Origin of the sequence: Pedococcus sp. (assembly GCF_036554925.1) — a bacterium.
GTDB lineage: Bacteria > Actinomycetota > Actinomycetes > Actinomycetales > Dermatophilaceae > Pedococcus_A.
The window spans coordinates 1-24,752 of sequence record NZ_DATBMI010000134.1; the positions used below are offsets into that span (position 1 = coordinate 1).

A 24,752-nucleotide genomic window follows, 5' to 3' on the forward strand; every position below is an offset into this window, starting at 1 on the left:
CCGGATCCCAGGAGATCTCGGCAGCGGTGCGCGCCGGCCTGCGGACGAGGTGGAGCACCTCGTCCCCGCGGTCGATCAGGAAGGCCGACAGCGCGCCGCCGATCAGTCCGGAGGCTCCGGTGATGGCGACGCGCTGCGGCATCCTCGTGTCCGTCGTGGTCCGCTCGGCTACAGGCCGAGCGAGGCCTCGAAGGCGCCTTCTTCGAGGCGGGCCTTCATGGTCGACAGGAACCGGGCGGCGTCCGCGCCGTCGACGATGCGGTGGTCGTACGACAGGGCCAGGTAGGCCATGGACCGGATCGCGATCGTCTCGCCACCGTCGGCGTCGGTCACCACGACGGGGCGCTTCACCACGGCGCCGGTGCCGAGGATGGCCACCTGCGGCTGGTTGATGATCGGCGTGTCGAACAGTGCGCCACGGCTGCCGGTGTTGGTCAGCGTGAAGGTGCCGCCACCGAGCTCGTCCGGGGTGATCTTGTTGTTGCGGGTGCGGTCGGCGAGGTCGGCGATCGCACGGGCGAGACCGGCGATGTTGAGGTCCCCGGCGTTCTTGATGACGGGGACGAGCAGGCCCTTCTCGGTGTCGACCGCGACGCCGAGGTGCTCGGCGCCGTGGTAGGTGACCTCGGTGCCGTCGACGCTGGCGTTGACGTTCGGGTGGGCCTTGAGCGCCTCGACCGCGGCCAGGGCGAAGAAGGGCAGGAAGCTGAGCTTGGTGCCCTCGCGGCGCTCGAACTCCGTCTTGGCCCGAGCCCGCAGCCGCGCGATCTTGGTGACGTCCACCTCGACGACGGTGGTCAGCTGTGCCGACACCTGAAGGGACTCGACCATGCGCTTGGCGATCGTCTGCCGCAGACGGGACATCTTCTCGGTGGTCCCGCGCTTGGGCGACGCGGCCGGACGCGAGGCCTGGGCCGGCGCGCTGGCGGCCGGTGCAGGGGCCGTGGCGGCCGGCGCCGGAGCCTGCTTCGCCTCCTGCGCCGCCTTGGCGGCGTCGAGGACATCCTGCTTGCGGATGCGGCCGCCGATGCCGGTGCCCTTGAGGTCCGCGAGGTCGACGTCGTTCTCGGCGGCGAGCTTGCGCACCAGCGGGGTGACGTACGCGGACGCGTCAGGGGCCTCGGTGCCCGCCTGAGCCGGCTGCGTGGTGGGGGCGGCCTGCTGCGGGGCGGGCGCCTGCTCCTGCTGCGGCGCGGCGGGGGCCTGCTCCTGCTGGGGGGCCTGCTGCTGCGCGGCGGGCGCCTGCTCCTGCTGGGGGGCCTGCTCCGGAGCCGCCGGTGCCTGCGCGCCACCGGCGGAGCCGCCGATGATGGCGAGGTCGGCGCCCACCGGCACCGTGTCGTCCTCGTTGACGAGGATCTTCGTCAGGGTGCCGGCGACCGGCGACGGGATCTCGGTGTCGACCTTGTCGGTGGAGACCTCGAGCAGCGGCTCGTCGACGGCGACCTCGTCGCCCTCAGCCTTCAGCCAGCGGGTGACGGTGCCCTCGGTGACGGACTCGCCGAGCGCGGGCATGGTCACCGTCTCGCCACCGGAGGCGCCGCCGCCCTGCTGTTCCTGCTGCGCCTGCTCCGGCTCGGACGTCGCGGGCTGCTCCGCCTGCTCGGCCGAGGGTGCCGCTGGCTGCTGAGCCTGCTCGCTCTCCCCGCCCTGCTCCTGCTGGTCCTGCGCCTGCTGGTCCTGCGCCTGCTGGCCCTGCGCCTGCTGGTCCTGCGCCTGCTGGCCGCCGGTCTCGCCGGAGCCGCCGTCGCCGTCACCGATCACGGCGAGGTCCGCGCCCACCGGCACGGTGTCGTCCTCACCGGCGAGGATCTCCTGCAGCACCCCGGCGACGGGGGAGGGGATCTCGGTGTCGACCTTGTCGGTCGAGACCTCGAGCAGCGGCTCGTCGACGGCGACGGTGTCGCCGACGTTCTTCAGCCAGCGCGTCACGGTGCCTTCGGTGACCGACTCACCCAGGGCCGGCATGGTCACGCGTTCAGACATGGAATCAATCTCCTTGGTGTTCTTCGCTGGCGGTTCAGGCGTGGGCGTGGAGCGGCTTGCCGGCCAGGGCCAGGTGCGCCTCTCCGAGGGCTTCGTTCTGGGTGGGGTGGGCGTGGACGAGGCCTGCGACATCGGAGGGCAGCGCCTCCCAGTTGTAGATGAGCTGGGCCTCGCCGATCTGCTCGCCCATCCGCGCGCCGATCATGTGGACGCCGACGACCGGACCGTCCTTCTCGCGCACGAGCTTCACGAAGCCCTGGGTCTGCAGGATCTGGGACTTGCCGTTGCCGCCGAGGTTGTACTCGTAGGTCTCCACCTCGGCGTGCTTCTCGCGGGCCTGTGCCTCGGTCAGCCCGACGGAGGCGATCTCCGGGTCGCAGTAGGTGACCCGGGGAATGCCCATCTCGTCGATCGGGGCGGGCTCCAGGCCGGCGATGTCCTCGGCGACGAAGACGCCCTGGGCGAAGCCGCGGTGCGCCAGCTGGAGGCCGGGCACGATGTCGCCCACCGCGTAGACGCCGTCGACACCGGTGCGGCAGCGCTCGTCCGCGATGACGAAGCCGCGGTCCACGCGCACGCCCGCCTCCTCGTAGCCGAGGCCGTCGGTCACCGGGCCACGGCCCACCGCCACGAGCAGCAGGTCGGCCTCGATCCGCTCGCCGCCCTCGAGGCTGACGGTGACGGTGTCCCCGGACTGGGTCGCTCCATCGAAGCGGGCCCCTGTCTTGAAGGCGATCTTGCGCTTGCGGAAGCTGCGCTCGAGCTGCTTGGAGATGGCTTCGTCCTCCGCCGCCACGAGCCGGGGCAGGGCCTCGACGATCGTGACCTCGGAGCCGAACGAGCGGAACACGGAGGCGAACTCGACACCGATCACACCGCCACCGAGGACCACCACGCGGGCCGGGACGTCCTGCAGCTGCAGGGCCTGCTCGCTCGTCATGACCCGGCCGCCGATCTCGAGACCGGGCAGGCTCTTGGCGTAGGAGCCGGTGGCGAGCACGACGTTGCGGCCGGTGACCCGGCGGCCAGCGACCTCGACGGTCTTGGGGCCGACGAGGCGGCCCTCGCCCTCGACCATCTCGATCCGGTGGGCCTTCGCGAGTCCCTGGAGGCCCTTGTAGAGCCGGCTGACCACGCCGTCCTTGTAGGCGTTGACGCCGGACATGTCGACGGACTCGAAGGTTGCCTTGACGCCGAACGTCGAGCTCTCGCGCGCGGAGTCCGCCACCTCCGCGGCATGGAGGAGCGCCTTCGTGGGGATGCAGCCGACGTGGAGACAGGTGCCCCCGAGCTTGTCCTTCTCGACCAGGGCCACGCTCAGTCCGAGCTGGGCCGCGCGGAACGCGCAGGCGTAGCCGCCGCTGCCTCCGCCGAGGATCACTACATCGAAGGTGCTCTCGGCGTCAGCCGGCATCGTGCTCGCTCCCTTGCGTCGTTCGCATGGTCGGGTCGGTGTCGGCTGCGGTCGCCGCCAGGTCGTGACAGGGGCGCGGCCAACACAGAGCATCTTGTCACTGATTGGCGGAGCAGGCGCAAGCAGGTCCACTGCCGGGTCGAGGGCCCGTCGCCGGTCGGGTCGACCACGGGAACACGTGCCCGCAGCGGCGTGTCGAATCCGCTTGGTGGGTGGTCGTGGCCGCCTATGGTGGGGGCATGGCGTGGTGGAGGCGCGGTGGGCGCGCGCGGCAGTCGGGGGGCCGGTCGGACGGGCCCAACATGGCCGTGGACCGGCAGGCGGTCCGCGACCACCTCGCCGAGTTCGCGACCACCCGGCGAGGCGTCGAGGCCTACGTGGAGCCCCCGACCAACGTCACTGCCACGACCGTCATCCTGATCGCGCACGACGGGGAGTGGACCCGGCGGGCCGCGGGGTCGCGCGAGGCGGCGTTCGACCTGGCGCGGAGCCTCGGCGTGCCCGTCTACGACGTGAACCAGACCGGATACCCGAACCGCATGCGCGAGTGGAACTCCCGGCAGCGCAGGAAGGGCTGAGTCGCGGGGCCCCGGCGCGTCCGCGGCATACGACGTGGAGCTGGACGGAAACCCGGTGGCCATGGCGCGGTGGCGGTGCCACGCTGGGGGGCGACCGGGGCACACGGTGCCCGCACCGAGGCAGGGAGTGACGATGTCGAACACGCCGAAGGGCGCTGGCCGCCCGGCCGCCAGCGAGGACCTCAAGAAGAAGTTCCGCGACGCTCTCGACCGCAAGCACGCCCACGGAGGCAAGGACGTCTCCGACGACCAGGAGCATTCCAAGGTCGACCATGCGCAGAGCGCGGCCACCAGCGCGACCCAGCAGATGTTCCGCCGCAAGAGCGGCTGAGCGGCAGCCACGCCGGAGGGCCTGGTCCAGCTCGGACCAGGCCCTCCGGCGTGCGGGTGGTGCCGCGCGGCTCAGCGGGCGGCGTAGCCCTCCGCGAGCGACAGCAGCGTCGCGACGCCGAAGCCGGTCCCGCCCTTGGGCGTGCGGCCCCAGGCACCACCCTCGTTGAAGGACGGTCCCGCGATGTCGATGTGGGCCCAGGGGATTCCCTCGCCGACGAACTCCTTGAGGAACAGCCCGGCGGTGAGCATGCCGCCCCAACGCTCGCCCTTGTGGGCCAGGTCGGCGACGCTCGAGTCGAGCTGCGACCGGAGGTCGGCAGGGAGGGGCATCGGCCAGGCGGCCTCGCCCGCGGCGTCGGCCGCGGACCGGACCGTGTCACGGAACTCGTCGTCGTTGGCCATGATCGCCGCGACCCGCGCCCCGAGGGCGACCATCTGGGCGCCGGTGAGGGTGGCGATGTCGACGACCGCGTCAGGGGCGGACTCGCTCGCGAGGCAGAGGCCGTCGCCGAGGACCATGCGCCCCTCGGCGTCGGTGTCGATGATCTCGACGGTCGTGCCGTTGCGCATGGTGACCACGTCCCCCGGGCGTTGCGCGGTGCCGCTCGGCATGTTCTCGGCGAGGCAGAGGTAGCCGGTCACGGCCACCGGCACCCCGAGCTCGGCGACGGCGAACACCGTCGCGGCGACCGCTGCGGCACCGGCCATGTCGGACTTCATGGTGAGCATCCCGGCCGCCGGCTTGATGCAGAGGCCGCCGGAGTCGAACGTGATGCCCTTGCCGACGAGCGCGAGCGACGCCTTGGCCCTGGCCGGCTTCCAGGTCAGCTCGACGATGCGCGGCGGGTTGGCCGACCCCTGGCCCACTCCCACGATGCCGCCGAACCCGCCCTTGGCGAGGGCCTTCTCGTCGAGCACCCGGACGGACACCTTGGCGGACGACGCGGAGGCACGCGCCTTCACGGAGTCGGCGAAGGACTGCGGGAAGAGCCGGTTGGGCGGGGTGTTGACGAGGTCGCGGGCGTAGGCCGTCGCCTCGGCGAGGACACCGGCACGCTTGACCGCAGCCTTCACGCCGCGGTCGCGAGCGCGGTCGCTCACGACGATGACCGCCGCGGGCCCGGCGTTCTGCTCGGCCTTGGTCCTGGCGGTGCGGGCGTTCCTGGACCCCTTGGCGGCGCCGGTCGTCTCGCCGCGCAGGCCGGCATACCGGTAGGACCCGAGCGCAGCACCCTCGGCGACCGCGGCGGCGGACCCGGCGTCGGCGGCCGGCAGCGCCACCGCCACCTTGCCGACCCCGCTCAGGGCCCGCGTCGCCGCACCGGCGGCGCGCCGCAGGGTCTCCTCGGGGAAGGACGAGGCCTCCGCGGTGCCCTCGCCGAGACCGGTGAGGACGACGACGGCGGCGGCCACCCCGGGCACCCCCGCGAGGCGAAGCACCTCGTCGGCGGCACCCTTCGCCGCCAGTGCCGTCAGCGCGGAGCCGAGGTGGTCTGCTGCCTCCGGCGGCAGCCCGTGGCCCGCCGCGAGTGCTGCGGAGCCGTCGACGGACACGGTCGCGAGGACCAGGGCGTCAGCCTTCAGCTCGTGGGCGGGGCGGTCTGAAACGGTCAGTGTGGTCACGCCGTGTGGTCCTTCGTCGTCGGGGGAGGGGTCACCTTCGCCCTGCAGGATAGCCACGGCAGTGCTGACCGGTGGGCGGTGGCGGTACGGTTCCGCCCATGAGCAACGGCGCCCTGAAGACGTCCCCCCTTCACGAGAAGCACGTGGCGCTCGGCGCCAAGATGGCCGACTTCGGTGGCTGGGAGATGCCGATCGAGTACCCCGGCGGTGGGGTCGTGCGGGAGCACACGGCGGTGCGGACCTCCGTCGGCCTCTTCGACGTCTCACACCTCGGCAAGGCCCGCGTGCACGGCCCGGGCGCCAAGGACTTCGTCAACTCGTGCCTCGCGAACGACCTCGACCGCATCGCGCCGGGGAAGGCGCAGTACACCCTGTGCTGCAACGAGAGCGGCGGTGTGGTGGACGACCTCATCGCCTACCTGCGCGGCGACGACGACGTCTTCCTGATCCCGAACGCCGCGAACACGGCGGCGGTCGTCGAGATGCTCGAGGCCGCGGCTCCAGAGGGCATCGAGGTCGAGAACCTCCACGAGGGCTACGGCGTCATCGCGGTCCAGGGCACCAAGAGCGACGAGGTGCTCGAGGCGCTGGGGCTGCCCGCCGGCCACGACTACATGTCCTTCGTCGAGACGCAGTGGCAAGGTCACCCGGTCATCGTGTGCCGCACCGGCTACACCGGGGAGCGAGGCTACGAGCTGGTGCCGGCCTGGGGGGTCGCCGCCGAGCTCTGGGACGCCCTGCTCCGGGCTGCGGAGCCGCACGGCGGACTGCCGTGTGGCCTCGGCGCCCGAGACACGCTGCGCACCGAGATGGGGTACGCCCTCCACGGCAACGAGCTCAGCCCCGACATCAGCCCCGTGCAGGCGCGCGTCGGCTGGGCCGTCGGCTGGAAGAAGAGCGCTTTCTGGGGGCGGGAGGCCCTGGTGGCGGAGAAGGCGGCCGGACCCGCCAAGGTGGCTTGGGGGCTGCTCGCCACCGGCCGCGGCATACCCCGGGCCCACTGCGCGGTGGTCGCCGACGGCAAGCAGGTCGGCGAGGTGACCTCCGGGACCTTCTCGCCCACGCTGAGGAACGGCATCGCGCTCGCCTTGCTGGCGCCGTCGGTCAGCGAGGGCGACGAGGTCGTCATCGACGTTCGCGGACGCGAGGTCCCTGCTCGCGTGGTGCGCCCGCCGTTCGTCGAGGTCGGCGTCCGCGAGAGCTGAGGCAGCGGGCCGTATGCCGGACCACACCTACCGCGCGCAGCTCCAGTGGAGCGGGTCCACGGGGGCGGGGTACCGAGCCTACCCACGCGCCCACTCGGCGGTCGCGCCGCCGGCGGCGGACGTCGTCGAGCTCAGCGCCGACCCGCACTTCCGGGGGGACTCCGACCTGATGAACCCGGAGCAGCTGGTGGTCATGGCGGCGAGCTCGTGCCAGCTGCTGTCCTTCCTCGCGGTGGCGGCGCGGGCCGGGGTCGACGTCGTCGGCTACGAGGACGACGCCGTCGGGGTGATGCCAGCCGACGTCTCCCCGCAGCGAATCACGCGCATCGAGCTGCGGCCGCGGATCACCGTCACCGCGCAGGCGGGTCCAGACCCCGCCGGCGTCGTGGCGCCTCTGGTGCACCAGGCCCATGACGAGTGCTACGTCGCCAACTCGCTGACCGCCGAGGTGCGGGTGGACCCGACCGTGGTCGTCGGGGGCTGAGGACTGTCGGATCGCGGCGGTAGCGTCGCTGTCATGAGGTGTGGCTTCGTGGTGCCGTATGCCGACTCCCGTCAGTTCGCCGAGCTGGCCCAGGTGGGCGAGGCGCACGGCTGGGACGGCATCTTCACCTGGGAGGCGGTCTTCGGCGTCGACGCGTGGGTGACGCTGGGCGCCGCCGCCATGGTCACCGAGCGGATCAGGCTCGGCACGCTGCTGACGCCGGTCCCGCGCTGGCGGCCGTGGGACCTCGCCTCCCGTGTCGGCACCGTGGACCGGCTCAGCGCGGGTCGGGCCATCATGGGCGCCGGGCTCGGTGCCCTGCACGACGGATGGACGGCCTTCGAGGCGGACGAGGGGCGCCGGGTACGAGCCCAGAAGCTCGACGAGGGTCTTGCGGTCTTCGACGGGCTGATGCGAGGCCAGCCGTTCTCGTTCGAGGGCACCCACTATTCCGCGCGCCCGACCGACTTCATGCTGCCGCCCCCGCCGGTGCAGCGGCCGAGGCCCCCGGTGTGGGTGGTGGGCGCGTACGTTCCGGGCCAGCACCGCCAGCCCTCCCTCGCGAGGGCGGCGCGCTGGGACGGCCTGCTGCCGTACGTCGTCGACCGCACCCAGCCAGGGCCCGGCTCGCACTACGACCTGGACTCCTTCGCCGAGGTGGTCGGTCTGGTGCGGGCGGAACGCGAGCGGCTCGAACTCCCCTGGGAGGGCTATGACGTCGTGGTGGAGGCGGACTCGAGCGGGGAGTTCGCCCAGCTCGAGGGCACGCCCGCCGACTGGGAACAGGCGGGCGGCACCTGGTGGGTCGAGAGCTGGTGGGGTGTCCCGGCCGGGCCCGAGGGGCTCGCCGAGGTGCGCCGCCGCGTGGAGGCCGGCCCGCCAGGAGGTTAGTCCGCCGCAGGGCTCGTCCGCTGGCGAGGCTAGGCGGCCGCGCCGGCCGCGCCGGCCGCGAGGGCGGCGACGGCGAGCGAGGCCGCCAGCGCGACCTCGATCCCGGCGCCGAGGACGTCCCCGCTGATCCCGCCCAGGCGCCGGCGGCAGCGGCGGACGAGCAGCGCCGACGCGGCCAGGCCGCCGGCGGCCACGAGCAGCGCGAGCCACCCGGTGGCGCTCCACCCCTCGGCGTCGGCTGGCACGGAGGCCACCGGGGCGAGCGCGGAGCTCAGGAACGGGAGGGTCCCGGCGACGGCGCCGAGCACCGCCGCACTCGCAGCGAGCCCGACCGGCCCCACCGTGCCCGCCACCAGCGCGCCGAGACCCTCCGGCTGGGCTGCCGGCACCCCGCGCCGGCACGCGACGGCGAGAGTGTGGCGGGAGGTCACCCACGCGAGACAGGCCAGCCCCGTGCCGGTGGCGGTCGGCAGGAGGGACGCGAGGGCGGCCACCTCGACCAGCAGCGCCAGGGTGACCGCCGCCACGCCGGACGGGCCGGTGTCGGAGGCCTTCATGGCGCGCAGGGACGACTCTGCGTCGTAGCCCGCCGACAGGCCGTCGGCGGTGTCCGCGAGGCCGTCGAGGTGCATGGCGCGGCTGTAGAGCGTGCCGAGCGCCACCACCAGGGCAGCGGTCACCAGGGGAGGGGATCCGGCGACCACCACGCGGTGGGCAGCCGCGACCACGACCACGAGGGGGAGCGCCGTGACCGGCGCCAGGAGCATGGCCCTGCCGGCCGACAGGCGGTCGACCCGAGGGAGCGTCGCCGTGGGGACGGCGGTGAGCAGGCCGAAGGCCAGGCGAACGGCGTTCACTGGGTCCGTGCTCGGCGGCTACTCGTCGATGACCGGGGCGTCGCTGAGGTCGAGCACACGGCCCGCGACGACCAGGACCACCCGGTCGCTTCGCGCGGAGAGCTCGGAGTTGAGCCGGCCGAGCTCGTCGCGGAACAGCCCACCGGACGGCGTCGAGGGGACGACCCCCAGCCCCACCTCGTTGGTGACGGCCACGATCTCGGTCGGGGCGTTCTCCCAGGCGTCGGCAAGGTCGCGGACCGCCCAGGCCACCGCGATCCCGGTCTCCTTGGGGGAGTCCCAGCCGCCGATGCCGTCGATGAAGCGCGTCAGCCAGAGACCCAGGCAGTCGACGAGGACCGGGGTCGTCGCGGCGCGGATGGCGTCGGCGAGGTCGAGGGTCTCGAGTGTCTTCCACCCCTCGGGCCGCCGCGCCCGGTGCCGTTCGACCCGCGCCGCCCAGTCCGGGTCGCCCTCGTCCGCGGGGTACCCGGGGGCGACGTAGAGGACCTCCTCGTGCCCGCGCAGCAGCTGTTCGGCGTAGCGGCTCTTGCCGCTGCGCACACCGCCCAGGACGAGGGTCGTCGTCATGGCGTCGGGGCGAACTGGACGGGGACGTCGAACCGCGCCTGCCGCAGGCTCCGGCGCAGGGCGCGCAGGAGCGGAGCGCTCGCGACGAGCACCAGCCCGCCGGTGAGGAGCCCGCGGGGGAGGTCCCACACCAGGGAGGTGGTGACGTAGAAGACCGCGTAGTGGCCGAGGTTGACGGCAGCACCCGCTCCGGGAACGTAGCCGGCGCCGGCGGGCGCGGCCGCCCCCAGGAAGGGCCAGAACCAGAGGTTCATGACGGCACCGTAGACCATTCCGCACGCCAGACCGTAGACGGCGAGCATGACGCGCTCGGCCCAACCGGTGGCTCGGGGCAGCAGCCCGGCCCCCATGGCTGCCCACCCGCAGGCGATCATCTGGAACGGCGTCCACGGGCCGATCCCGGCGGTGAGGAATGCCGACGTGAGCAGGGCCAGCGCACCGAACAGGAACCCCTTGCTGGCACCGAGCACGCGGCCGGCGATCACCAGCAGGAAGAACATCGGCTCGAGGCCGGCGGTGCCTGCGGACAGCACGCGCAGCGCACCCGCCGCGGACGCGAGGACGCCGAGCACGGCGATGCCCTTGGCGTCGATGCCGCCCGAGGTCAGCTCGGCGAGCAGCACGACCCCGAGCAGCCCCATCAGCGCGACGAAGATGAACGACGCGTCGGCGCCGTGCCCGAGCTGGCTCACCTGCGACCCCGGCTCGGCGAGGAACGGCCAGCCGAACGAGACGACCCCGACCACCATCACCAGACCCATGGCGGCCAGGGCGCGCCACCGGCTCGACGCGCCGAAGGCGCCGGCACCGCTCATGACGCCGCCCCCACGGCGGCCACGACCTGGTCGACCGTCAGGAAGTGCAGGGGATGCAGGACCTTGGAGACCTGGGGGGCGAAGGCGGGGGAGCCGGCGAGCACGGCTGCCGCCGGGCCGTCCGCCACGACCTCGCCCTCGGCGAGCACCACCACCCGGCTGGCGACCTCGGCCGCGAGCTCGACGTCGTGGGTGGCGATGGCCACCGCCGTGCCCGCCGCGGACAGGTCGCGCAGCATCCCGACGAGGCGTCGCTTGGCTGCGTAGTCCAGCCCGCGGGTCGGCTCGTCGAGGAGCACCACCGACGGACCCGAGGCGAGGATCACCGCCAGGGCCAGCGAGACCCGCTGCCCCTCCGAGAGGTCTCGCGGGTGCTGGTCGTGGTCCAGGCCGGGCACGATCCGCTCGAGCGTCTGCGCGGTGGTCCCGGGAGGGAGGCGGAAGTCGCGGTCCGCGGCCTCGCACTCCTCGGCGACGGACTCGGCATACAGGATCAGGGACGGATCCTGCGGCACCATCCCGGCCCGCCGCACGACGTCGGCGGGGGTGGCGCCGTCCGGGTCGAGGTCGCCCAGACGCACCGACCCCGCGGCCGGGGAGACGTGCCCGACCAGGCTGGCGAGCAGGGTGGACTTCCCGGCGCCGTTGCGGCCCATGACCGCGACGACCTCGCCCGGGCGGACGTCGAGGCTCACCCCGCGCAACGCCATCACGGCGCCGCGCCGGACGGCCAGGCCCTCCACCCGGGCGACGGGGGTGAGCGCCCTGCCCGCCGTCGGTGCGGCAGCCGGCTGAGCGCCCGACAGCGCGTCGCGCACGTCCCCCGCGCGGCGTCGTGCGTCCCGGACCGACAGCGGGAGCGGGGACCAGCGCAGGGCCCTGCCGAGGCCGATGACCGGCGGGTAGATCGGCGAGCTCACCATCGCGTCCGCGGGGTCGAGCAGGCCGGAGACGCCGCCGTCGCCGATGAGGACGACCCGGTCGGCGTGGTGGATGACACGCTCGAGGCGGTGCTCGGCGACGACCACGGTGATGCCCAGGTCGTGCACGAGCCGGTGGAGCGTGGCGAGGACGTCCTCGGCCGCCACCGGGTCCAGTGCCGAGGTGGGCTCGTCCAGGACGAGGATCCTGGGGCCCGCTGCCAGCACCGCCCCGATCGCCACGCGCTGCTGCTGCCCACCGGAGAGGTCGCGCAGCGGGCGGTGGCGCACGTCGGCGAGCCCGAGGAGGTCCAGGGTCTCCTCGACGCGGCGGCGCATGGCGGTCGCGTCGACCCCGAGCGCCTCCATGCCGTAGGCGATCTCCTCCTCGACCGTGTCGGTGACGAACGAGGAGACGGGGTCCTGCACGACGAAGCCGACGAGGTCGGCGAGGTCCCGGGGTCGGTGCTCCCGCGTGTCACGTCCACCGACCACGACGCGCCCGTGGAGGGTGCCGCCCGAGAAGTGCGGAACCAGGCCGTTGATGCAGCGCAGCAGCGTGGACTTGCCCGAGCCCGTGGGGCCGACCACGAGGACCAGCTCGCCCTCCGCGATCTCGAAGGTGGCGTCGGCGAAGACGGTGCCCGGATCGGTGACCGGCAGCCCGCCCGCGGGCGCCAGGTCGTGCGTGGTCTGGTAGGTCACCCCGACCCCGTCGAAGCGGATCATGCCTTGGCCTCCCTGGTCTGGGCCAGCAGCGGCGGGACGGGTGCGACCCACGCGGGCAGCGCCCCGACCGCCACGGCGGCGACGAGTGCGAGCGGGACGGCCGGCAGGGCCAGCGGCACCTGCTGCGGCACCACGCCGTCCCACGACAGCCCCGCGGCGACGGACAGGGCCGCGGCCGGGACGGCGCCGCTGGCTGCGACCAGCCACTCCGGTGCGGCCCACGGGTCGCGGCGGTAGCGGGTGCGCGGGTCGCGCCGGGCCCCCACCGCGAGCGCCGCGCCGGAGCACACGGCACCGGCGACGAGCAGGGGGGCGCCGAGGACGGCCGGGCTGGTCGCGTCGAGCAGCCCGTAGAGGCCGATGACGACCCCCAGCAGCCCGAACAGGGTCAGGGCACCCGCCAGCCTGGTCGAGGAGGTGGTGCGTCGCACGACCCGACCGTAGCCGCGCGACTCCATCGACGCCGCCAGGCTCAGCGACCGCTCGAGGGCGCCGACGAGGACGGGAACCGCCAGGCGCCCCATCTCGCGCAGGCCCTTGCCCGAGTGCCCGCGCAGCCGGCGCGCGCCACGGACGCGGGTGGCGTCCTCGACCAGCTGCGGTGCGAACGTCAGCGCCACCACCACGGCTGTCCCGACCTCGTAGAGCGTGGCCGGCACATAGCGGAGCAGGCGCCGGGGGCTCGCCAGCGCGTTGGTGGCGCCGAGGCAGGCCAGCACCGCGGCCAGCCGCATGCCCTCGTATGCCGCGGCGACCAGCCCCTCGAGGGTCACCGCGCCGCCCAGCCGCACTCCGCTCGTCCACTCCGGGAGCGGGATCTCGGGCAGGCGGAAGATGACCACGCGGCCGGTCACCCCGCCCCCGAGCAGCGTGACCATGACGACCCGCAGGGCGATCGCGACCAGGCCGATCACGAGGAAGGGGACGAACGCGTTCGTCGCGCCGACCTCGCGCCGCTCCAGGACCACCCAGCCCGCCACCACGACGATGAGGACGAGCAGCACCGGGTTGGTCGTCCGAGACGCCGCCGCTGCCAGGCCGAGGCCCCACAGCCACCAGGCGGCAGGGTGGAGCAGCCTGGGGAGCGAGGCGTGGGCGGGCCGCGGGCTCATCGTCGGGTCAGGTCGGAGGGCATGGTCTGCGGCTCGTGGTCGGGCACCGAGTGGGAGCGGCTCAGTGGTCGGCGCGGCGACGCCGGGCGGCGAGCAGGAGCCCAGCGGCGGCGGCGACCGCAACGGCGATACCGGCATACGCCATGATCGGCGCACCCTCGCCGTCGGCGGCGGGGGCTGCCGCGGCGTCACCCTCGGACACCGCCTTCGGCGTCGACAGCGTCACAGGCGTGTCGGCGGCCTGCGCCTGCGCGCTGACCTCCTTGACCTCGCCGCCGCAGCCCTTGGCCGGGTGCTGGTCGACCGCGCAGACCAGGCCGTTCTCGGCCCGGACTGCCGCCACCGACGCCAGGACCTCCGCGCCCGTGGCGGCGCTGGCGACGACAGCGCACTTGCCGGCCGGTGCGGGCGGCTCCGTGCCGTCCTCGGTGTCGGCCCCCCGTCCGTAGTCGATGACCACACCGACGCGCTTCTTCCCCGTCTCGGCGGGCGTCGTGCCGCACAGGTCGGCGAACGTGGCGGTGGCGCGGGGCGTACGGCTGTCGCTCTCGCCGGCGACGGCGAACCGCCAGCCCTCGACGGAGCCGTCGGCGGGGGTGACCTGCTCAGGGCCCTTGCTGGCGAACGCCCAGGCGGAGCCCTGCAGCTGGAAGTAGCCCCAGTAGCGGTACGCGGCGGCGCTCGCGGACTGGGCCGGGACGACGACGGCGGCCACGAGGGCGACGATCAGGGACAGCGCGGCCAGAGCCGGCCGCAGGGTGGTGCGAGACATGGGTTCCTCCTCGCGACCGGCGAGGAGACGCGGCCCTGCTCAGGCCCGACGTCCCTGACTCCGGTCCGCATTCCACGACGGACGATGTTGGAGTCGACTCCCGGGGCCAGGCGCTCCGGCTCGCCGTCCCGGATGAGCTGCGGGATCGGCCTACGGTTGCGGGACAGCGCCGGACTTGGACCGGCTTCCCCTGACAGCGGGCTTTCGACGAGCGAACCGTCCCACCCGCCCGGGGGTGCTGTCAAAGTGATCTCGGCCGCAGCGTCCGGGGGTGCCGTCCCGCCTCGGCGGGCTCGCTAGGGTGACCGCGTCGTCCCCAGGAGGAACCCCGTGTCTCTGCTCGCCCAGACCATCGCGTCCATCCGACCGCCGTCCGCGCGGGCCGCCGTCGAGGCCGACGCGCGGCAGTCCCAGCTCACGAAGCCCCCGGGCTCGATGGGCCTCCTCGAGGACCTCGGCTCCCAGCTCGCCGCCATCTCCGGGCAGTGCCCCCCACCGGTGCCGTCGACGCCGGCCGTCGCGGTCTTCGCCGGTGACCATGGGGTCCACGCACAGGGCGTGACGCCCTGGCCGCAGGAGGTCACCGCGCAGATGGTCGCGAACCTCGCCGGCGGCGGGGCCGTCGTCAACGCCCTGGCCCGTCAGGTCGGCGCCTCGGTCACGGTGGTGGACGTGGGCGTGGCGGCCGACCTTCCAGAGGCCCCGAACCTGTTGAGCCGCAAGGTCGCCCATGGGACGGCCGACCTGGCGTGCGGCCCGGCGATGACGCGGGCCGAGGCAACGGCGGCGCTCGAGGTGGGCGTCGGGGTCGCGGACCACCTCGTCGGCGGTGGCGCGGACCTGCTCGTGACCGGCGACATGGGCATCGCCAACACCACCGCGTCGGCCGCGCTGGTGGCCGCTCTCACCCGGAGCGAGCCCTCCGAGGTCACGGGCCGGGGCACCGGCATCGACGACCCCACCCTGGTGCGCAAGACGGCCGCCATCGAGCGTGCCATGGAGCGGCTCGACCGCTCGGATCCGCTCCACGTCCTCGCCGAGGTGGGCGGGCTCGAGCACGCCGCCCTGGCGGGCTTTCTCCTCGGCGCCGCGGCGCGAAGGGTGCCGGTGGTGCTGGACGGCGTCATCGCGGTGTCCGCGGCACTGGTCGCCAGCGCCCTCTGCCCGGCCGCGACCGGCTACTGGGTCGCAGGCCACCTGTCCGTGGAGCCGGGCGCGCGGGTGGGCCTGGACCACCTCGGGCTGACGCCCGCCCTCGACCTCGGCCTCCGGCTGGGAGAGGGCTCGGGTGCCGTGCTCGCGGTCCCCCTCGTGCAGTCGGCGGCCCGCCTGCTCACCGAGGTGGCCACCTTCGACTCCGCAGGGGTCACCGGGAAGTGAGCCGCGGCATACGATGCGTCGCATGAGCGATGCGTGGACCTGGACCTATCTCGACGCCGACGGCTCGCCGCTGAGCGGGGAGGGCCTCGTGACGACCGCGTTCCCGTCGCAGTCCGACGCCGAGAACTGGTTCGGCGAGACCTGGCACGAGCTGGCCGCCGCAGGGGTGGACGCCGTCAGCCTGTACCGCGAGGGCCAGCTCGTCTACGGGCCGATGAGCCTTCAGGCCGCGGAGTAGGCGAGAGCAGGCGCCGAAACGGCGCGGAGCGCTCGCGGGGGCAGGGCGCCGGGCAGGCCCCGGCGGCACGGGACCCTACGCGGGGTACTCGCCGCGCTTGACCAGCGGGCGGGGCATCCGCGAGCGCCGCATCTGGAACGCGCGCATCACGGCATACATGGCCCCACCCTTGGGCACGCCGTCGGCGCCGAACTTCGCGGCGAGGCGCTTCTTGAGCCGGCGCCACATGAGGATGGCGTCGCCGACGGCCACGAGGAGCAGGCCGTACACGAGGACGAACACGCTCAGCTGCGCCCACGGCAGCCGGATGAACGACAGCGCCAGCACGACCAGCATCACGGGGAGCATGAACTCGCCGAGGTTCCAGCGGGCGTCGACGTAGTCGCGGATGAACCGCCGCTCCGGGCCCTTGTCGCGCGCCGGGAGGTGGCGGTCGTCGCCGGTGAGCATGGCCTCGCGCATCTTCGCGGAGGACTCCCGCCGCTTGAGCCGGTCAGCCTGGCGGGCGGCCTTGCGGTCGGTGACGACCAGCGGCCTCTTGCGGGCCGCCTCCTGCTCGCGCCGCTTCGGGGTCGGCCGGTTCTTCGCGCCCTCCCGCTCGGGGCGGGTGACCGTCTCGGCCTGCTGCTCGTTCAGCGTCTTGTTGCGTCCAAACACGGGCCAACTGTATGCCGTGCGGACGAGTTCCTCCGCATCGCGGGAGCCGGGCGGGTGGCCCGTGGCCCGCTGCCCGCCGTGGGCCGTCCGCTCCCGGCGCCTGGCCGACGGCCTCCTCGACCGAGCGCGGCCACCGGCTAGGCTCCCGACCGTGACCGACGACGTGCTGACCGCCGACCAGATCGCCGACCTCAAGAGCACCGTGGCGGGCCTCATGCCCGGCATCCGCGCGGACCTCGAGGCCCTGACCCGGATCCCGAGCATCTCCCTCGACGCCTTCGACCAGGCGCACGTCGAGGCCAGCGCCGAGGCCACGGCCGAGCTGCTGCGTGCCGAGGGCCTCGACGTCGAGATCGTCCGTGAGGGCGGTCGCCCCGCGGTGATCGGCCACATCGACGGGCCAGCGGGTGCGCCGACGGTCATGCTCTACGCGCACCACGACGTGCAGCCGACGGGGAGCGACGACCTCTGGGACAGCCCGCCGTTCGAGCCGACCGAGCGTGACGGCCGGCTCTACGGCCGCGGCGCCGCCGACGACAAGGCCGGGATCATGGCGCACCTCGCCGCGCTGCGGGCCCACCGCGGCAGCCTGCCGGTGGGCGTGACGGTGTTCGTCGAGGGGGAGGAGGAGATCGGCTCCGACTCGCTGCCCACGATCCTCGAGCGGCACGGCGAGAAACTGCGCGCGGATGCGATCGTCCTGGCGGACTCGACCAACTGGGCGATCGGCGAGCCGGCCCTGACCACCACGCTGCGCGGCCTGATCCGGGTCGTCATCACGGTGACCACCCTCGACCACGGCATCCACTCGGGCATGTTCGGCGGGGCGGTGCCCGACGCGATGATGCCGATGGTGCGGTTGCTGGCGAGCCTGCACGACGACAGCGGTGACGTGGCGATCGAGGGCCTGAGGTCCGGTGTCGCCTCCGACCTCGACTACGACGAGGCGCGGCTGCGGGAGGAGTCCGGCCTGCTCGACGGCGTCGACGTGGTCGGCACGGGCTCGCTGCTCACCCGCATCTGGAACAAGCCCACCGCGACGGTCATCGGCATCGACGCGCCCTCGGTGGCGACCAGCTCGAACACGCTCGTGCCGAGCGTGAGCGCGAAGGTGTCGATCCGCCTCGCTCCCGACGAGGACCCGCAGGAGGCCTGGGCGGCGGTGCAGGCCCACATCGCGAAGCACACCCCGTGGGGCGCGAAGGTCGAGGTGCACCTCGACGACCAGGGCGCCGGGTTCGCCGCCGACGCCCGCGGCCCCGTCTACGACCAGGCCCGGGCTGCCTTCACCGACGCGTGGGGTGTCGAGCCGGTCGACATCGGTGTCGGCGGGTCGATCCCGTTCGTGGCGGCGTTCGCGGAGCGGTTCCCCGAGGCGGCGATCCTCGTGACCGGCGTCGAGGACCCGGACGCGCGGGCGCACGGCGCCAACGAGTCGCTGCACCTCGGCGAGTTCCAGCGGGTGTGCGAGGCCGAGGCGCTGCTGCTGGCCCGCGTGGGTGCGCTGCCCCGCTGACGCTCCCTCACTGCGGCGCGGCGCCCCGCTGGTGCTCCCTCGCTGAGGCGGGGTGCCCCGCTGGTGCTGCCTCGCTGAGGCGGGGTGCCCCGCTGGTGCTGCCTCGCTGGGGTGCGCCGCCCGCCTGTGACCCGGGCAGCGTGCCTGCGGCCCGGTCGCAGGGAGGGCGGGCGCGGGCTGTGCGGCTCGGTTAGGTTCGGGCCATGGCCGAGACCAAGCGCACTGGCTATGTCCAGCAGAGCTACGAGCGGGACACCCGCTACATCCACGACCGCATCACGTCCGACGGCGAGGGCGAGTGGGCCGTGGAGCCGGGCCGCTACCGCCTCGTGGCCGCCCGGGCCTGCCCCTGGGCGAGCCGCGCCATCATCGTCCGCCGTCTGCTCGGCCTCGAGGACGCCATCCCCATGGGTCTCTGCGGGCCCGTCCACGACGACGACAGCTGGACCTTCGACCTCGACCCGGGCGGGGTCGACCCCGTCCTCGGCATCCCGCGCCTCAAGGACGCCTACGAGGCCCGGGAGCCCGGCTACGCCCGGGGCATCACGGTGCCGGCGATGGTCGACATCGCCACCGGGAAGGTGGTCACCAACGACTTCGCCCAGATGACCCTCGACTTCTCCACGCAGTGGAGGGAGCACCACCGGGACGGCGCCCCCGACCTCTACCCCGAGGCCCTCCGCCCGGAGATCGACGAGATCAACCGCCGGGTCTACGCCGAGGTGAACAACGGCGTCTACCGGTGCGGCTTCGCGGGGACCCAGGCGGCCTACGAGGAGGCGTACGAGCGGCTGTGGCGTGCGCTCGAGTGGCTGGCCGGCCTGCTGCGCACGGAGCGCTACCTCGTCGGCGACTCCATCACCGAGGCCGACGTGCGGCTGTTCACGACCCTCGTGCGCTTCGACGCCGTCTACCACGGTCACTTCAAGTGCAACAGGTTCAAGCTCAGCGAGATGCCGGTGCTGGGTGCGTACGCTCGGGACCTGTTCCAGACCCCCGGGTTCGGCGACACGGTCGACTTCGCCCACATCAAGGCGCACTACTACGTGGTGCACGAGGACATCAACCCGACCGGCGTCATCCCCGTGGGGCCCGACCTGTCGGGGTGGCTCCTTCCCCACGGACGCGAGGCCCTCGGCGGCAGGCCGTTCGGCGACGGCACCCCGCCGGGCCCGGTGGGCGAGGCCGAGCGGGTGCCACCGGAGCACCGGCCGAGGGAGCAGCACCCCAGCGAGGTCGTGGGCGTGCCGGTCGGCCAGAAGCCGCGCGGATGACCGGCGCGGTGCGTGAGCACGACGTCGTGCTGTTCGGCGCCACCGGCTTCGTGGGCCGGCTGGTCGCCGAGGATCTCGCGGCCCACGCGCCCGCCGGCTGCCGCATCGCCCTGGCCGGCCGCTCTCGGGAGCGGTTGGAGCGGGTGCGGACCGCGCTGCCCGGGGAGGCCCGGCAGTGGCCCGTCGTCACGGCCGACGCCGCCGACCCCGCCGGGCTCCGCTCACTGGCCCGCTCGGCGCGGGTCGTGGCCACCACGGTCGGCCCCTATGCCCGGTACGGCCTGCCGCTCGTCCAGGCCTGCGTCGAGGCCGGCACCCACTACGCCGACCTCACCGGCGAGGTGCTCTTCGTCCGCGACGCGATCGACCGCTGCCACGAGACGGCGGTCCGCACGGGCGCACGGGTGGTGACGGCCTGTGGCTACGACTCGATCCCCTCGGACCTCGCCGTCCTGATGCTGCACGAGCGCGCGCAGGCCGACGGTGCCGGCGAGCTCGGCGACACCACGCTCCAGGCCCGGGCCACTGGCGGGCTGAGCGGCGGCACCATCGACTCCTCGCGGGCGCAGCTCGAGGCCGTCGGCGCGGACCGCTCGCTCGCGCGGGTCCTGCGCGATCCCTACGCGCTCAGCCCGGACAGGGCGGGCGAGCCCGACCTCGGGCGCGAGCGCGACATCGCCTCGGTGTTCCGCGACGCGCAGACCGGGACGTGGGTCGGCCCGTTCGTCATGGCCGCGTTCAACACCCGGATCGTCCGGCGCAGCAACGCCCTCCTCGGGCACGCCTACGGCCGCCGCTTCCGCTACCGCGAGGTCAGCGCGTTCGGCCGTGGGGTGCGTGGCAGGGCGCGTGCGACAGCCGTCACCGCCGGGCTCGGCCTGGCCCTCGCCGGTCTCGCGAACCCCCGCACCCGTCCCGTGCTGGACCGCCTGCTGCCGTCCCCGGGGGAGGGGCCGAGCGAGCAGGCCCGGGCCGCCGGCCGCTTCCGGATGGAGGTGCGCACCACCACCACGAGTGGCCGGCGCTACCTCGCCACGGTGGCGGCGCAGGGAGACCCCGGGTATGCCGCGACGGCCGTCATGCTCGCGGAGTCCGCCCTGTGCCTGGCCGGTGACGAGCCGGTGCTGCCGCAGCGGGCGGGCGTCCTGACGCCGGCGACCGCCATGGGCGGCGTGCTCGCCGACCGGCTCCGCGCCCGGGGGTTCACCCTGACGGTCGAGGAGACCACCGACCAACGCTGAGCAGGAGCGCGCCACGTCGGGCGCGCGGCGCACGGCTCAGTCGCGGTGCGTCTCACCCGGCAGGGCGAGCATCTGGTCGAGCGCCACCCGCGCGAAGTGCGCGACGTCCGGGTCGACGCGGATCGGGTTGACCACCCGGCCGTCGACGAGGGACTCCAGCGCCCACACCAGGTGCGGGAGGTCGATGCGGTTCATCGTCGAGCAGTAGCAGACGTTCGTCTCGAGGAAGGCGACCTGCTGGCGTGGGAACTCGGCGGCGAGGCGCTTGACGAGGTTGAGCTCGGTGCCGACGACCCACTTCGTGCCGTCGGGTGCCGCGGCGATGGTCTTGATGATCTTCTCGGTCGAGCCGACCTCGTCGGCGGCCTCGACGACCTCGTGGCGGCACTCCGGGTGCACGATCACCTTGACATCGGGGATCTCGCGGCGGGCCTGCTCGACGGCGTCGAGGGTGAAGCGGCCATGCACCGAGCAGTGCCCGCGCCACAGGATCATCCGCGCGTCCTTCAGCTGCTGCTTCGTCAGGCCGCCCATCGGGCGGTGCGGGTCGAAGACCACGCAGTCGGAGAGCGCCCCGCCGAGGTCGCGGGCCCAGGTGTTGCGGCCGAGGTGCTGGTCCGGGAGGAAGAGCACCTTGCCGGTGCCACCCTCGAGGCGGCCGTCACCGGCCTGCGAGAACGCCCACGACAGCGCGGTGCGCGCGTTGGAGGACGTGCAGATGGTGCCGCCGTGCCGACCGGTGAAGGCCTTGATCGCGGCCGAGGAGTTCATGTACGTCACCGGGACCGTGTCGTCGGCGACGCCCGCCGCGTCGAGGTCGTCCCAGGCGTCCTCGACCTGGTGGATCGCCGCCATGTCGGCCATCGAGCACCCGGCGGCCAGGTCGGGCAGCACCACGGTCTGCTCGTCGCTGGTGAGGATGTCGGCCGACTCGGCCATGAAGTGCACACCGCAGAAGACGATGTATGGCGCCTCGGGCCGGGCCGCCGCCTCCTTGGCCAGCTTGAACGAGTCTCCGGTGACGTCGGCGAACTCGATGACCTCGTCGCGCTGGTAGTGGTGCCCCAGGACGAAGACCTTGTCACCGAGCGCGGCCTTCGCTGCCCTTGCACGCTCGACGAGCCCCGGGTCGGAGGGTGCTGGAAGGTCGCCGGGGCACTCGACACCCCGCTCGGACGCCAGGTCACGGCCGTGGCCGAGGACGAGCAGCGGCAGGGGGGCGGGGGTGGGGGAGGTGTCCGCGGTGGTGCTCACGGTGCGATCGTTTCACATCGGCGGCATAGGGTCTGCGCCATGGACGCCGACGCCGCACTGACCGCTCTGGCCCGCGTCACCGCGGCGATGTCCAGCGCCGTCGGGCGCGCCGACCCCACGGCCCCGGTCCCCGCCTGTCCGGGATGGGACGTCACCACGCTCGTCGACCACCTCGGCCGGGTGCACTTGTGGGCGGCAGCCGCCGCCCGGACGGGGGAGCAGCCCCGGCCCTACCCGCGCCGGGACACCTCACAGCCCCTCGCGCAGTGGTATGCCGCGTGCGTCGCCGAGCTGGTCGACACTCTCTCCGGACTGGGTCCGGAGCAGCCGGCGTGGACGTTCTTCGGTCCTGACCAGCGGGTGGCCTTCTGGCGTCGGCGCCAGGTGCACGAGACGGCCGTGCACCTGGTGGACCTGCTGCAGGCGACCGGACGGCTCCCGACATCGGGTCTGGTCGCCGCGCTGCCGCACCTGTCGAGCGACGAGGCCGCCGATGGGGTCGACGAGGTGCTGCGCGTCATGGCGCCGAGGAAGCTCGAGCGGCTCGCGCCTCGCCCTCCTGAGGAGCTGGTGCCCGCGCCGCAGCCGGTGGCGTTCGCCGCGGACGGCAGTGGCAGGTCGTGGACCCTCCGGCTGGGGCAGGGGGAGGTCCGGGTCGAGGACGGGGAGGCCGAGGACGCCGTGGCCCTGGTGTCCGCCCCGGCCGTGCACCTCTACCTCGCCCTGTGGGGGCGGGCCGACCGGCGGGGGCTGGCCGTCGCGGGGGACCAGGGGGCGGTGGACCGCCTGCTGGACGCGGGCCTCGTCCCCTAGGGGTGCGTCAGGCTCAGCGCTGGGTCACAGCGCGTGGAGCCGCGGGCTCGTCACCGCGACGCTCACCGTCTGGGAGCCGAACCGGACGTCGACGCGGTCGCCGTCGAGGCGCACGACCCGGCCGAGCCCGTGCCGGTCGTGGGTCACCCGGTCGTCCACGGAGTAGTCCGGCCTGGCCGGCGCGGCCTCGGCGCGGAAGGGGCTGTTGGCGGGACGTGGCCTGTTGGCGGGCTGACGTGGACGCATCCCCCCAGTGTGCTCCCTTTTGCCCGACTTTCCCGCATCGGCAGCTCGCCGGAGCACGGAAATCGGGTTCTGGGTGCTGTCCGGGGTAGGGTGCCGACATCGCGCGGTCCGCACAGTTCTGCCTCGGGCCGCTCTTCTGATGTCGATGCTCACGCGCCGCGACCCAGTGCTGGCTCGCGCCGGGCAGAACGACCACCACTCTTCTCCGGGAGCACCCACCTGTGTCTGCTGACACCACCTTCGCCACCCTCGGCGTGCCCGCCGCCCTCGCCGACGTCCTGGCCGCCGACGGCATCACCACCCCGACCCCGATCCAGGCCGCGACCCTGCCCGACTCGATGGCCGGCCGTGACGTCCTCGGCCGGGGCCGTACCGGCTCGGGCAAGACGTACGCCTTTCTCCTCCCGCTGCTGACGCGACTCGCGGCGCAGCCCACGCGGCGCCAGCCCGGCCGGCCCCGCGCCCTGGTCCTCGCGCCGACCCGCGAGCTCGCCACCCAGATCGACACCGCCCTCACGCCGCTGGCCCGGCCGCTCGGCCTGACCAGCCTCACCGTGTTCGGCGGGGTGGGGCAGGGCCCGCAGGTGACTGCGCTGCGCCGTGGCGTGGACATCGTCGTGGCGTGCCCGGGGCGCCTCGAGGACCTCATCGGCCAGGGCCACGTCTCCCTCGACGGGATCGAGGTCACCGTGCTCGACGAGGCGGACCACATGGCCGACCTCGGCTTCCTGCCCGGGGTGCGCCGGATCATGGACCGCACGCCCCGGACCGGGCAGCGGCTGCTGTTCTCTGCGACCCTCGACGCCGGGGTCGACGTCCTCGTCAAGCGCTTCCTCGTCAGCCCGGTCACGCACCAGGCCGACTCGGCCCAGTCGCCGGTGTCGACCATGGCGCACCACGTCTTCCACGTGCACAAGGACCACCGCCTCCCTGTGCTCGTCGACCTTGCCGCTGCACCGGGACGGACGGTCGTCTTCACCAGGACCAAGCACGGCGCCAAGAAGCTGGCCAAGCAGCTGAACGCCTCCGGCGTCCCCGCTGTCGAGCTGCACGGCAACCTCAGCCAGGGTGCCCGCACGCGCAACCTCGATGCCTTCCACACCGGCGCGGCCTCGACCCTGGTGGCCACGGACATCGCTGCACGCGGCATCCACGTCGACGACGTGGGCCTGGTGGTGCACGCGGACCCGCCCGTCGAGCACAAGGCATACCTGCACCGCTCCGGCCGCACGGCCCGTGCCGGTGCAGCCGGGACGGTCGTCACCCTGATGACCGCCGAGCAGGTCGCCGATGTGCGCGACCTCACCCGCAAGGCAGGCATCAAGCCGACCACGACGCGGCTCGACCCGAGCCACCCCCTGCTGCGCGAGGTCGCCCCGGGCGAGCGCGCGTTCCCCGGCGGGATCGTGGTCGACACGGCGACGGGGACGGCGCAGGCCTCCGGCGGGAAGGGGCGGCAGTCGGGCCGCGGGCAGCGTGGCGCGCGCACCGCCGGCTCCGGCCAGGGCAGCGGCCGCTCGGGCGGCTCCGGCCAGGGCAGCCGCACCGCCGGCTCCGGCCAGGGCAGCCGCACCGCCGGCTCCGGTGGCGGGCGGCGTTCCGGCGGACGGTCGGGCGGACGGTCGGGCGGATCGGGTTCCGGGTCGGCCACCGTCTACTCCACGTCGTCCGGCGGCGCTGCAGCCTTCTCCGCGGCCAGCAGAGCCGGGTCGCGGAGAAGCCGCTGAGGCGGCTCCGCGGCCGGCGTGGGGAGGCACGGGTACAGTCCGAATGTGCACGTCCTCATCGCGCCTGACTGCTTCACCGGGACCCTCACAGCCACCCAGGCGGCGGAGGCGATGGCC

The 24,752-nt window shown here is 73.9% G+C and carries 24 protein-coding genes; 12 read left to right on the forward strand and 12 right to left on the reverse strand.

What is annotated here, in order from left to right:
* Positions 1-168 precede the first annotated feature (168 nt).
* Entirely contained in the window at positions 169-1,986 is a 1,818-nt protein-coding gene (gene sucB, locus VIB11_RS11095; protein WP_332031221.1) for a 2-oxoglutarate dehydrogenase, E2 component, dihydrolipoamide succinyltransferase, read from the reverse strand.
* Positions 1,987-2,020: 34 nt separating this feature from the next.
* Positions 2,021-3,400, reverse strand: coding sequence for a dihydrolipoyl dehydrogenase (gene lpdA / locus VIB11_RS11100; RefSeq protein ID WP_332031223.1), 1,380 nt, complete (start codon positions 3,398-3,400; stop codon positions 2,021-2,023).
* Between the two features lie 239 nt (positions 3,401-3,639).
* On the opposite strand from lpdA, the gene VIB11_RS11105 reads away from it, so the two are divergent.
* Positions 3,640-3,978 (forward strand): hypothetical protein, encoded by a 339-nt coding sequence (locus VIB11_RS11105; protein WP_332031225.1) that lies wholly within the window; start codon positions 3,640-3,642, stop codon positions 3,976-3,978.
* Between the two features lie 133 nt (positions 3,979-4,111).
* A complete protein-coding gene (locus tag VIB11_RS11110) occupies positions 4,112-4,309 on the forward strand; it encodes a DUF5302 domain-containing protein (protein ID WP_332031226.1) in 198 nt (65 codons plus the stop codon).
* Between the two features lie 71 nt (positions 4,310-4,380).
* Here VIB11_RS11110 and VIB11_RS11115 read toward each other — a convergent pair whose 3' ends face one another.
* Entirely contained in the window at positions 4,381-5,934 is a 1,554-nt protein-coding gene (locus VIB11_RS11115) for a leucyl aminopeptidase (RefSeq protein ID WP_332031228.1), read from the reverse strand.
* Positions 5,935-6,032: 98 nt separating this feature from the next.
* On the opposite strand from VIB11_RS11115, the gene gcvT reads away from it, so the two are divergent.
* The 3 genes from gcvT to VIB11_RS11130 are packed head-to-tail and all read left to right on the forward strand — an operon-like array spanning position 6,033 to position 8,514.
* Positions 6,033-7,139 carry a glycine cleavage system aminomethyltransferase GcvT gene (gcvT, locus tag VIB11_RS11120; protein ID WP_332031230.1) on the forward strand — a complete coding sequence of 369 codons (1,107 nt, stop codon included), beginning with the start codon at positions 6,033-6,035 and terminating at the stop codon, positions 7,137-7,139.
* 13 nt (positions 7,140-7,152) lie between these two features.
* Entirely contained in the window at positions 7,153-7,623 is a 471-nt protein-coding gene (locus tag VIB11_RS11125; RefSeq protein WP_332031232.1) for an OsmC family protein, read from the forward strand.
* 33 nt (positions 7,624-7,656) lie between these two features.
* Positions 7,657-8,514 (forward strand): LLM class flavin-dependent oxidoreductase, encoded by an 858-nt coding sequence (locus VIB11_RS11130; RefSeq protein WP_332031234.1) that lies wholly within the window; start codon positions 7,657-7,659, stop codon positions 8,512-8,514.
* Between the two features lie 29 nt (positions 8,515-8,543).
* Here VIB11_RS11130 and VIB11_RS11135 read toward each other — a convergent pair whose 3' ends face one another.
* The 6 genes from VIB11_RS11135 to VIB11_RS11160 form a co-directional block, all read right to left on the reverse strand.
* The gene (locus VIB11_RS11135) at positions 8,544-9,371 is read right to left on the reverse strand and encodes an adenosylcobinamide-GDP ribazoletransferase (RefSeq protein ID WP_332031236.1); all 828 of its coding nucleotides are present in this window, start codon (positions 9,369-9,371) and stop codon (positions 8,544-8,546) included.
* A gap of 18 nt (positions 9,372-9,389) precedes the next feature.
* Positions 9,390-9,941, reverse strand: coding sequence for a bifunctional adenosylcobinamide kinase/adenosylcobinamide-phosphate guanylyltransferase (locus tag VIB11_RS11140; protein ID WP_332031238.1), 552 nt, complete (start codon positions 9,939-9,941; stop codon positions 9,390-9,392).
* The gene (locus VIB11_RS11145) at positions 9,938-10,756 is read right to left on the reverse strand and encodes an ECF transporter S component (RefSeq protein ID WP_332031240.1); all 819 of its coding nucleotides are present in this window, start codon (positions 10,754-10,756) and stop codon (positions 9,938-9,940) included. The genes VIB11_RS11140 and VIB11_RS11145 overlap by 4 nt, the downstream gene beginning before the upstream one ends.
* On the reverse strand, positions 10,753-12,405 hold the full coding sequence (locus VIB11_RS11150) for an ABC transporter ATP-binding protein (RefSeq protein ID WP_332031242.1): 1,653 nt from the start codon (positions 12,403-12,405) through the stop codon (positions 10,753-10,755). The genes VIB11_RS11145 and VIB11_RS11150 overlap by 4 nt, the downstream gene beginning before the upstream one ends.
* Positions 12,402-13,517 carry an energy-coupling factor transporter transmembrane component T gene (locus VIB11_RS11155; RefSeq protein ID WP_332031244.1) on the reverse strand — a complete coding sequence of 372 codons (1,116 nt, stop codon included), beginning with the start codon at positions 13,515-13,517 and terminating at the stop codon, positions 12,402-12,404. The genes VIB11_RS11150 and VIB11_RS11155 overlap by 4 nt, the downstream gene beginning before the upstream one ends.
* Positions 13,518-13,578: 61 nt before the next feature.
* The gene (locus VIB11_RS11160; protein ID WP_332031246.1) at positions 13,579-14,289 is read right to left on the reverse strand and encodes an SCO2322 family protein; all 711 of its coding nucleotides are present in this window, start codon (positions 14,287-14,289) and stop codon (positions 13,579-13,581) included.
* 330 nt (positions 14,290-14,619) lie between these two features.
* On the opposite strand from VIB11_RS11160, the gene cobT reads away from it, so the two are divergent.
* Positions 14,620-15,669: a nicotinate-nucleotide--dimethylbenzimidazole phosphoribosyltransferase gene (gene cobT, locus VIB11_RS11165; RefSeq protein WP_332031247.1), complete on the forward strand. Its 1,050-nt coding sequence runs from the start codon at positions 14,620-14,622 to the stop codon at positions 15,667-15,669.
* A 22-nt stretch (positions 15,670-15,691) separates the two neighbouring features.
* Positions 15,692-15,907, forward strand: coding sequence for a hypothetical protein (locus tag VIB11_RS11170; protein WP_332031249.1), 216 nt, complete (start codon positions 15,692-15,694; stop codon positions 15,905-15,907).
* A gap of 75 nt (positions 15,908-15,982) precedes the next feature.
* Here VIB11_RS11170 and VIB11_RS11175 read toward each other — a convergent pair whose 3' ends face one another.
* Positions 15,983-16,564 (reverse strand): DUF3043 domain-containing protein, encoded by a 582-nt coding sequence (locus VIB11_RS11175; protein ID WP_332031251.1) that lies wholly within the window; start codon positions 16,562-16,564, stop codon positions 15,983-15,985.
* A 151-nt stretch (positions 16,565-16,715) separates the two neighbouring features.
* Between VIB11_RS11175 and VIB11_RS11180 the strand changes: the two genes are divergently transcribed.
* From VIB11_RS11180 to VIB11_RS11190, 3 genes are all read left to right on the forward strand, one after another.
* Positions 16,716-18,080: a dipeptidase gene (locus tag VIB11_RS11180; protein WP_332031253.1), complete on the forward strand. Its 1,365-nt coding sequence runs from the start codon at positions 16,716-16,718 to the stop codon at positions 18,078-18,080.
* A 203-nt stretch (positions 18,081-18,283) separates the two neighbouring features.
* On the forward strand, positions 18,284-19,354 hold the full coding sequence (locus VIB11_RS11185; RefSeq protein ID WP_332031255.1) for a glutathione S-transferase family protein: 1,071 nt from the start codon (positions 18,284-18,286) through the stop codon (positions 19,352-19,354).
* Complete coding sequence (locus VIB11_RS11190; RefSeq protein WP_332031257.1) at positions 19,351-20,595, forward strand: saccharopine dehydrogenase family protein; 1,245 nt, start codon at positions 19,351-19,353, stop codon at positions 20,593-20,595. The genes VIB11_RS11185 and VIB11_RS11190 overlap by 4 nt, the downstream gene beginning before the upstream one ends.
* Before the next feature lie 36 nt (positions 20,596-20,631).
* On the opposite strand, the gene nadA is transcribed toward VIB11_RS11190, so the two are convergent.
* Positions 20,632-21,849 (reverse strand): quinolinate synthase NadA, encoded by a 1,218-nt coding sequence (gene nadA / locus VIB11_RS11195; protein ID WP_332031259.1) that lies wholly within the window; start codon positions 21,847-21,849, stop codon positions 20,632-20,634.
* Between the two features lie 39 nt (positions 21,850-21,888).
* Here nadA and VIB11_RS11200 point away from each other — a divergent pair, with 39 nt between their 5' ends.
* Entirely contained in the window at positions 21,889-22,662 is a 774-nt protein-coding gene (locus VIB11_RS11200) for a maleylpyruvate isomerase N-terminal domain-containing protein (protein ID WP_332031261.1), read from the forward strand.
* Positions 22,663-22,686: 24 nt separating this feature from the next.
* Here VIB11_RS11200 and VIB11_RS11205 read toward each other — a convergent pair whose 3' ends face one another.
* Entirely contained in the window at positions 22,687-22,908 is a 222-nt protein-coding gene (locus VIB11_RS11205; RefSeq protein ID WP_332031263.1) for a hypothetical protein, read from the reverse strand.
* A gap of 221 nt (positions 22,909-23,129) precedes the next feature.
* Between VIB11_RS11205 and VIB11_RS11210 the strand changes: the two genes are divergently transcribed.
* Positions 23,130-24,635: a DEAD/DEAH box helicase gene (locus VIB11_RS11210; RefSeq protein WP_332031265.1), complete on the forward strand. Its 1,506-nt coding sequence runs from the start codon at positions 23,130-23,132 to the stop codon at positions 24,633-24,635.
* The last annotated feature ends 117 nt before the right edge of the window (positions 24,636-24,752 follow it).

Excerpts from the sequence above, each read along its gene's own strand:
- sucB (WP_332031221.1), bottom strand. The coding sequence starts at position 1,986 with ATGTCTGAACGCGTGACCATGCCGGCCCTGGGTGAGTCGGTCACCGAA.
- lpdA (WP_332031223.1), bottom strand. The coding sequence starts at position 3,400 with ATGCCGGCTGACGCCGAGAGCACCTTCGATGTAGTGATCCTCGGCGGA.
- VIB11_RS11105 (WP_332031225.1), top strand. The coding sequence starts at position 3,640 with ATGGCGTGGTGGAGGCGCGGTGGGCGCGCGCGGCAGTCGGGGGGCCGG.
- VIB11_RS11110 (WP_332031226.1), top strand. The coding sequence starts at position 4,112 with ATGTCGAACACGCCGAAGGGCGCTGGCCGCCCGGCCGCCAGCGAGGAC.
- gcvT (WP_332031230.1), top strand. The coding sequence starts at position 6,033 with ATGAGCAACGGCGCCCTGAAGACGTCCCCCCTTCACGAGAAGCACGTG.
- VIB11_RS11125 (WP_332031232.1), top strand. The coding sequence starts at position 7,153 with ATGCCGGACCACACCTACCGCGCGCAGCTCCAGTGGAGCGGGTCCACG.
- VIB11_RS11130 (WP_332031234.1), top strand. The coding sequence starts at position 7,657 with ATGAGGTGTGGCTTCGTGGTGCCGTATGCCGACTCCCGTCAGTTCGCC.
- VIB11_RS11140 (WP_332031238.1), bottom strand. The coding sequence starts at position 9,941 with ATGACGACGACCCTCGTCCTGGGCGGTGTGCGCAGCGGCAAGAGCCGC.
- VIB11_RS11145 (WP_332031240.1), bottom strand. The coding sequence starts at position 10,756 with ATGAGCGGTGCCGGCGCCTTCGGCGCGTCGAGCCGGTGGCGCGCCCTG.
- VIB11_RS11150 (WP_332031242.1), bottom strand. The coding sequence starts at position 12,405 with ATGATCCGCTTCGACGGGGTCGGGGTGACCTACCAGACCACGCACGAC.
- VIB11_RS11155 (WP_332031244.1), bottom strand. The coding sequence starts at position 13,517 with ATGAGCCCGCGGCCCGCCCACGCCTCGCTCCCCAGGCTGCTCCACCCT.
- VIB11_RS11160 (WP_332031246.1), bottom strand. The coding sequence starts at position 14,289 with ATGTCTCGCACCACCCTGCGGCCGGCTCTGGCCGCGCTGTCCCTGATC.
- VIB11_RS11170 (WP_332031249.1), top strand. The coding sequence starts at position 15,692 with ATGAGCGATGCGTGGACCTGGACCTATCTCGACGCCGACGGCTCGCCG.
- VIB11_RS11185 (WP_332031255.1), top strand. The coding sequence starts at position 18,284 with ATGGCCGAGACCAAGCGCACTGGCTATGTCCAGCAGAGCTACGAGCGG.
- VIB11_RS11190 (WP_332031257.1), top strand. The coding sequence starts at position 19,351 with ATGACCGGCGCGGTGCGTGAGCACGACGTCGTGCTGTTCGGCGCCACC.
- VIB11_RS11200 (WP_332031261.1), top strand. The coding sequence starts at position 21,889 with ATGGACGCCGACGCCGCACTGACCGCTCTGGCCCGCGTCACCGCGGCG.
- VIB11_RS11205 (WP_332031263.1), bottom strand. The coding sequence starts at position 22,908 with ATGCGTCCACGTCAGCCCGCCAACAGGCCACGTCCCGCCAACAGCCCC.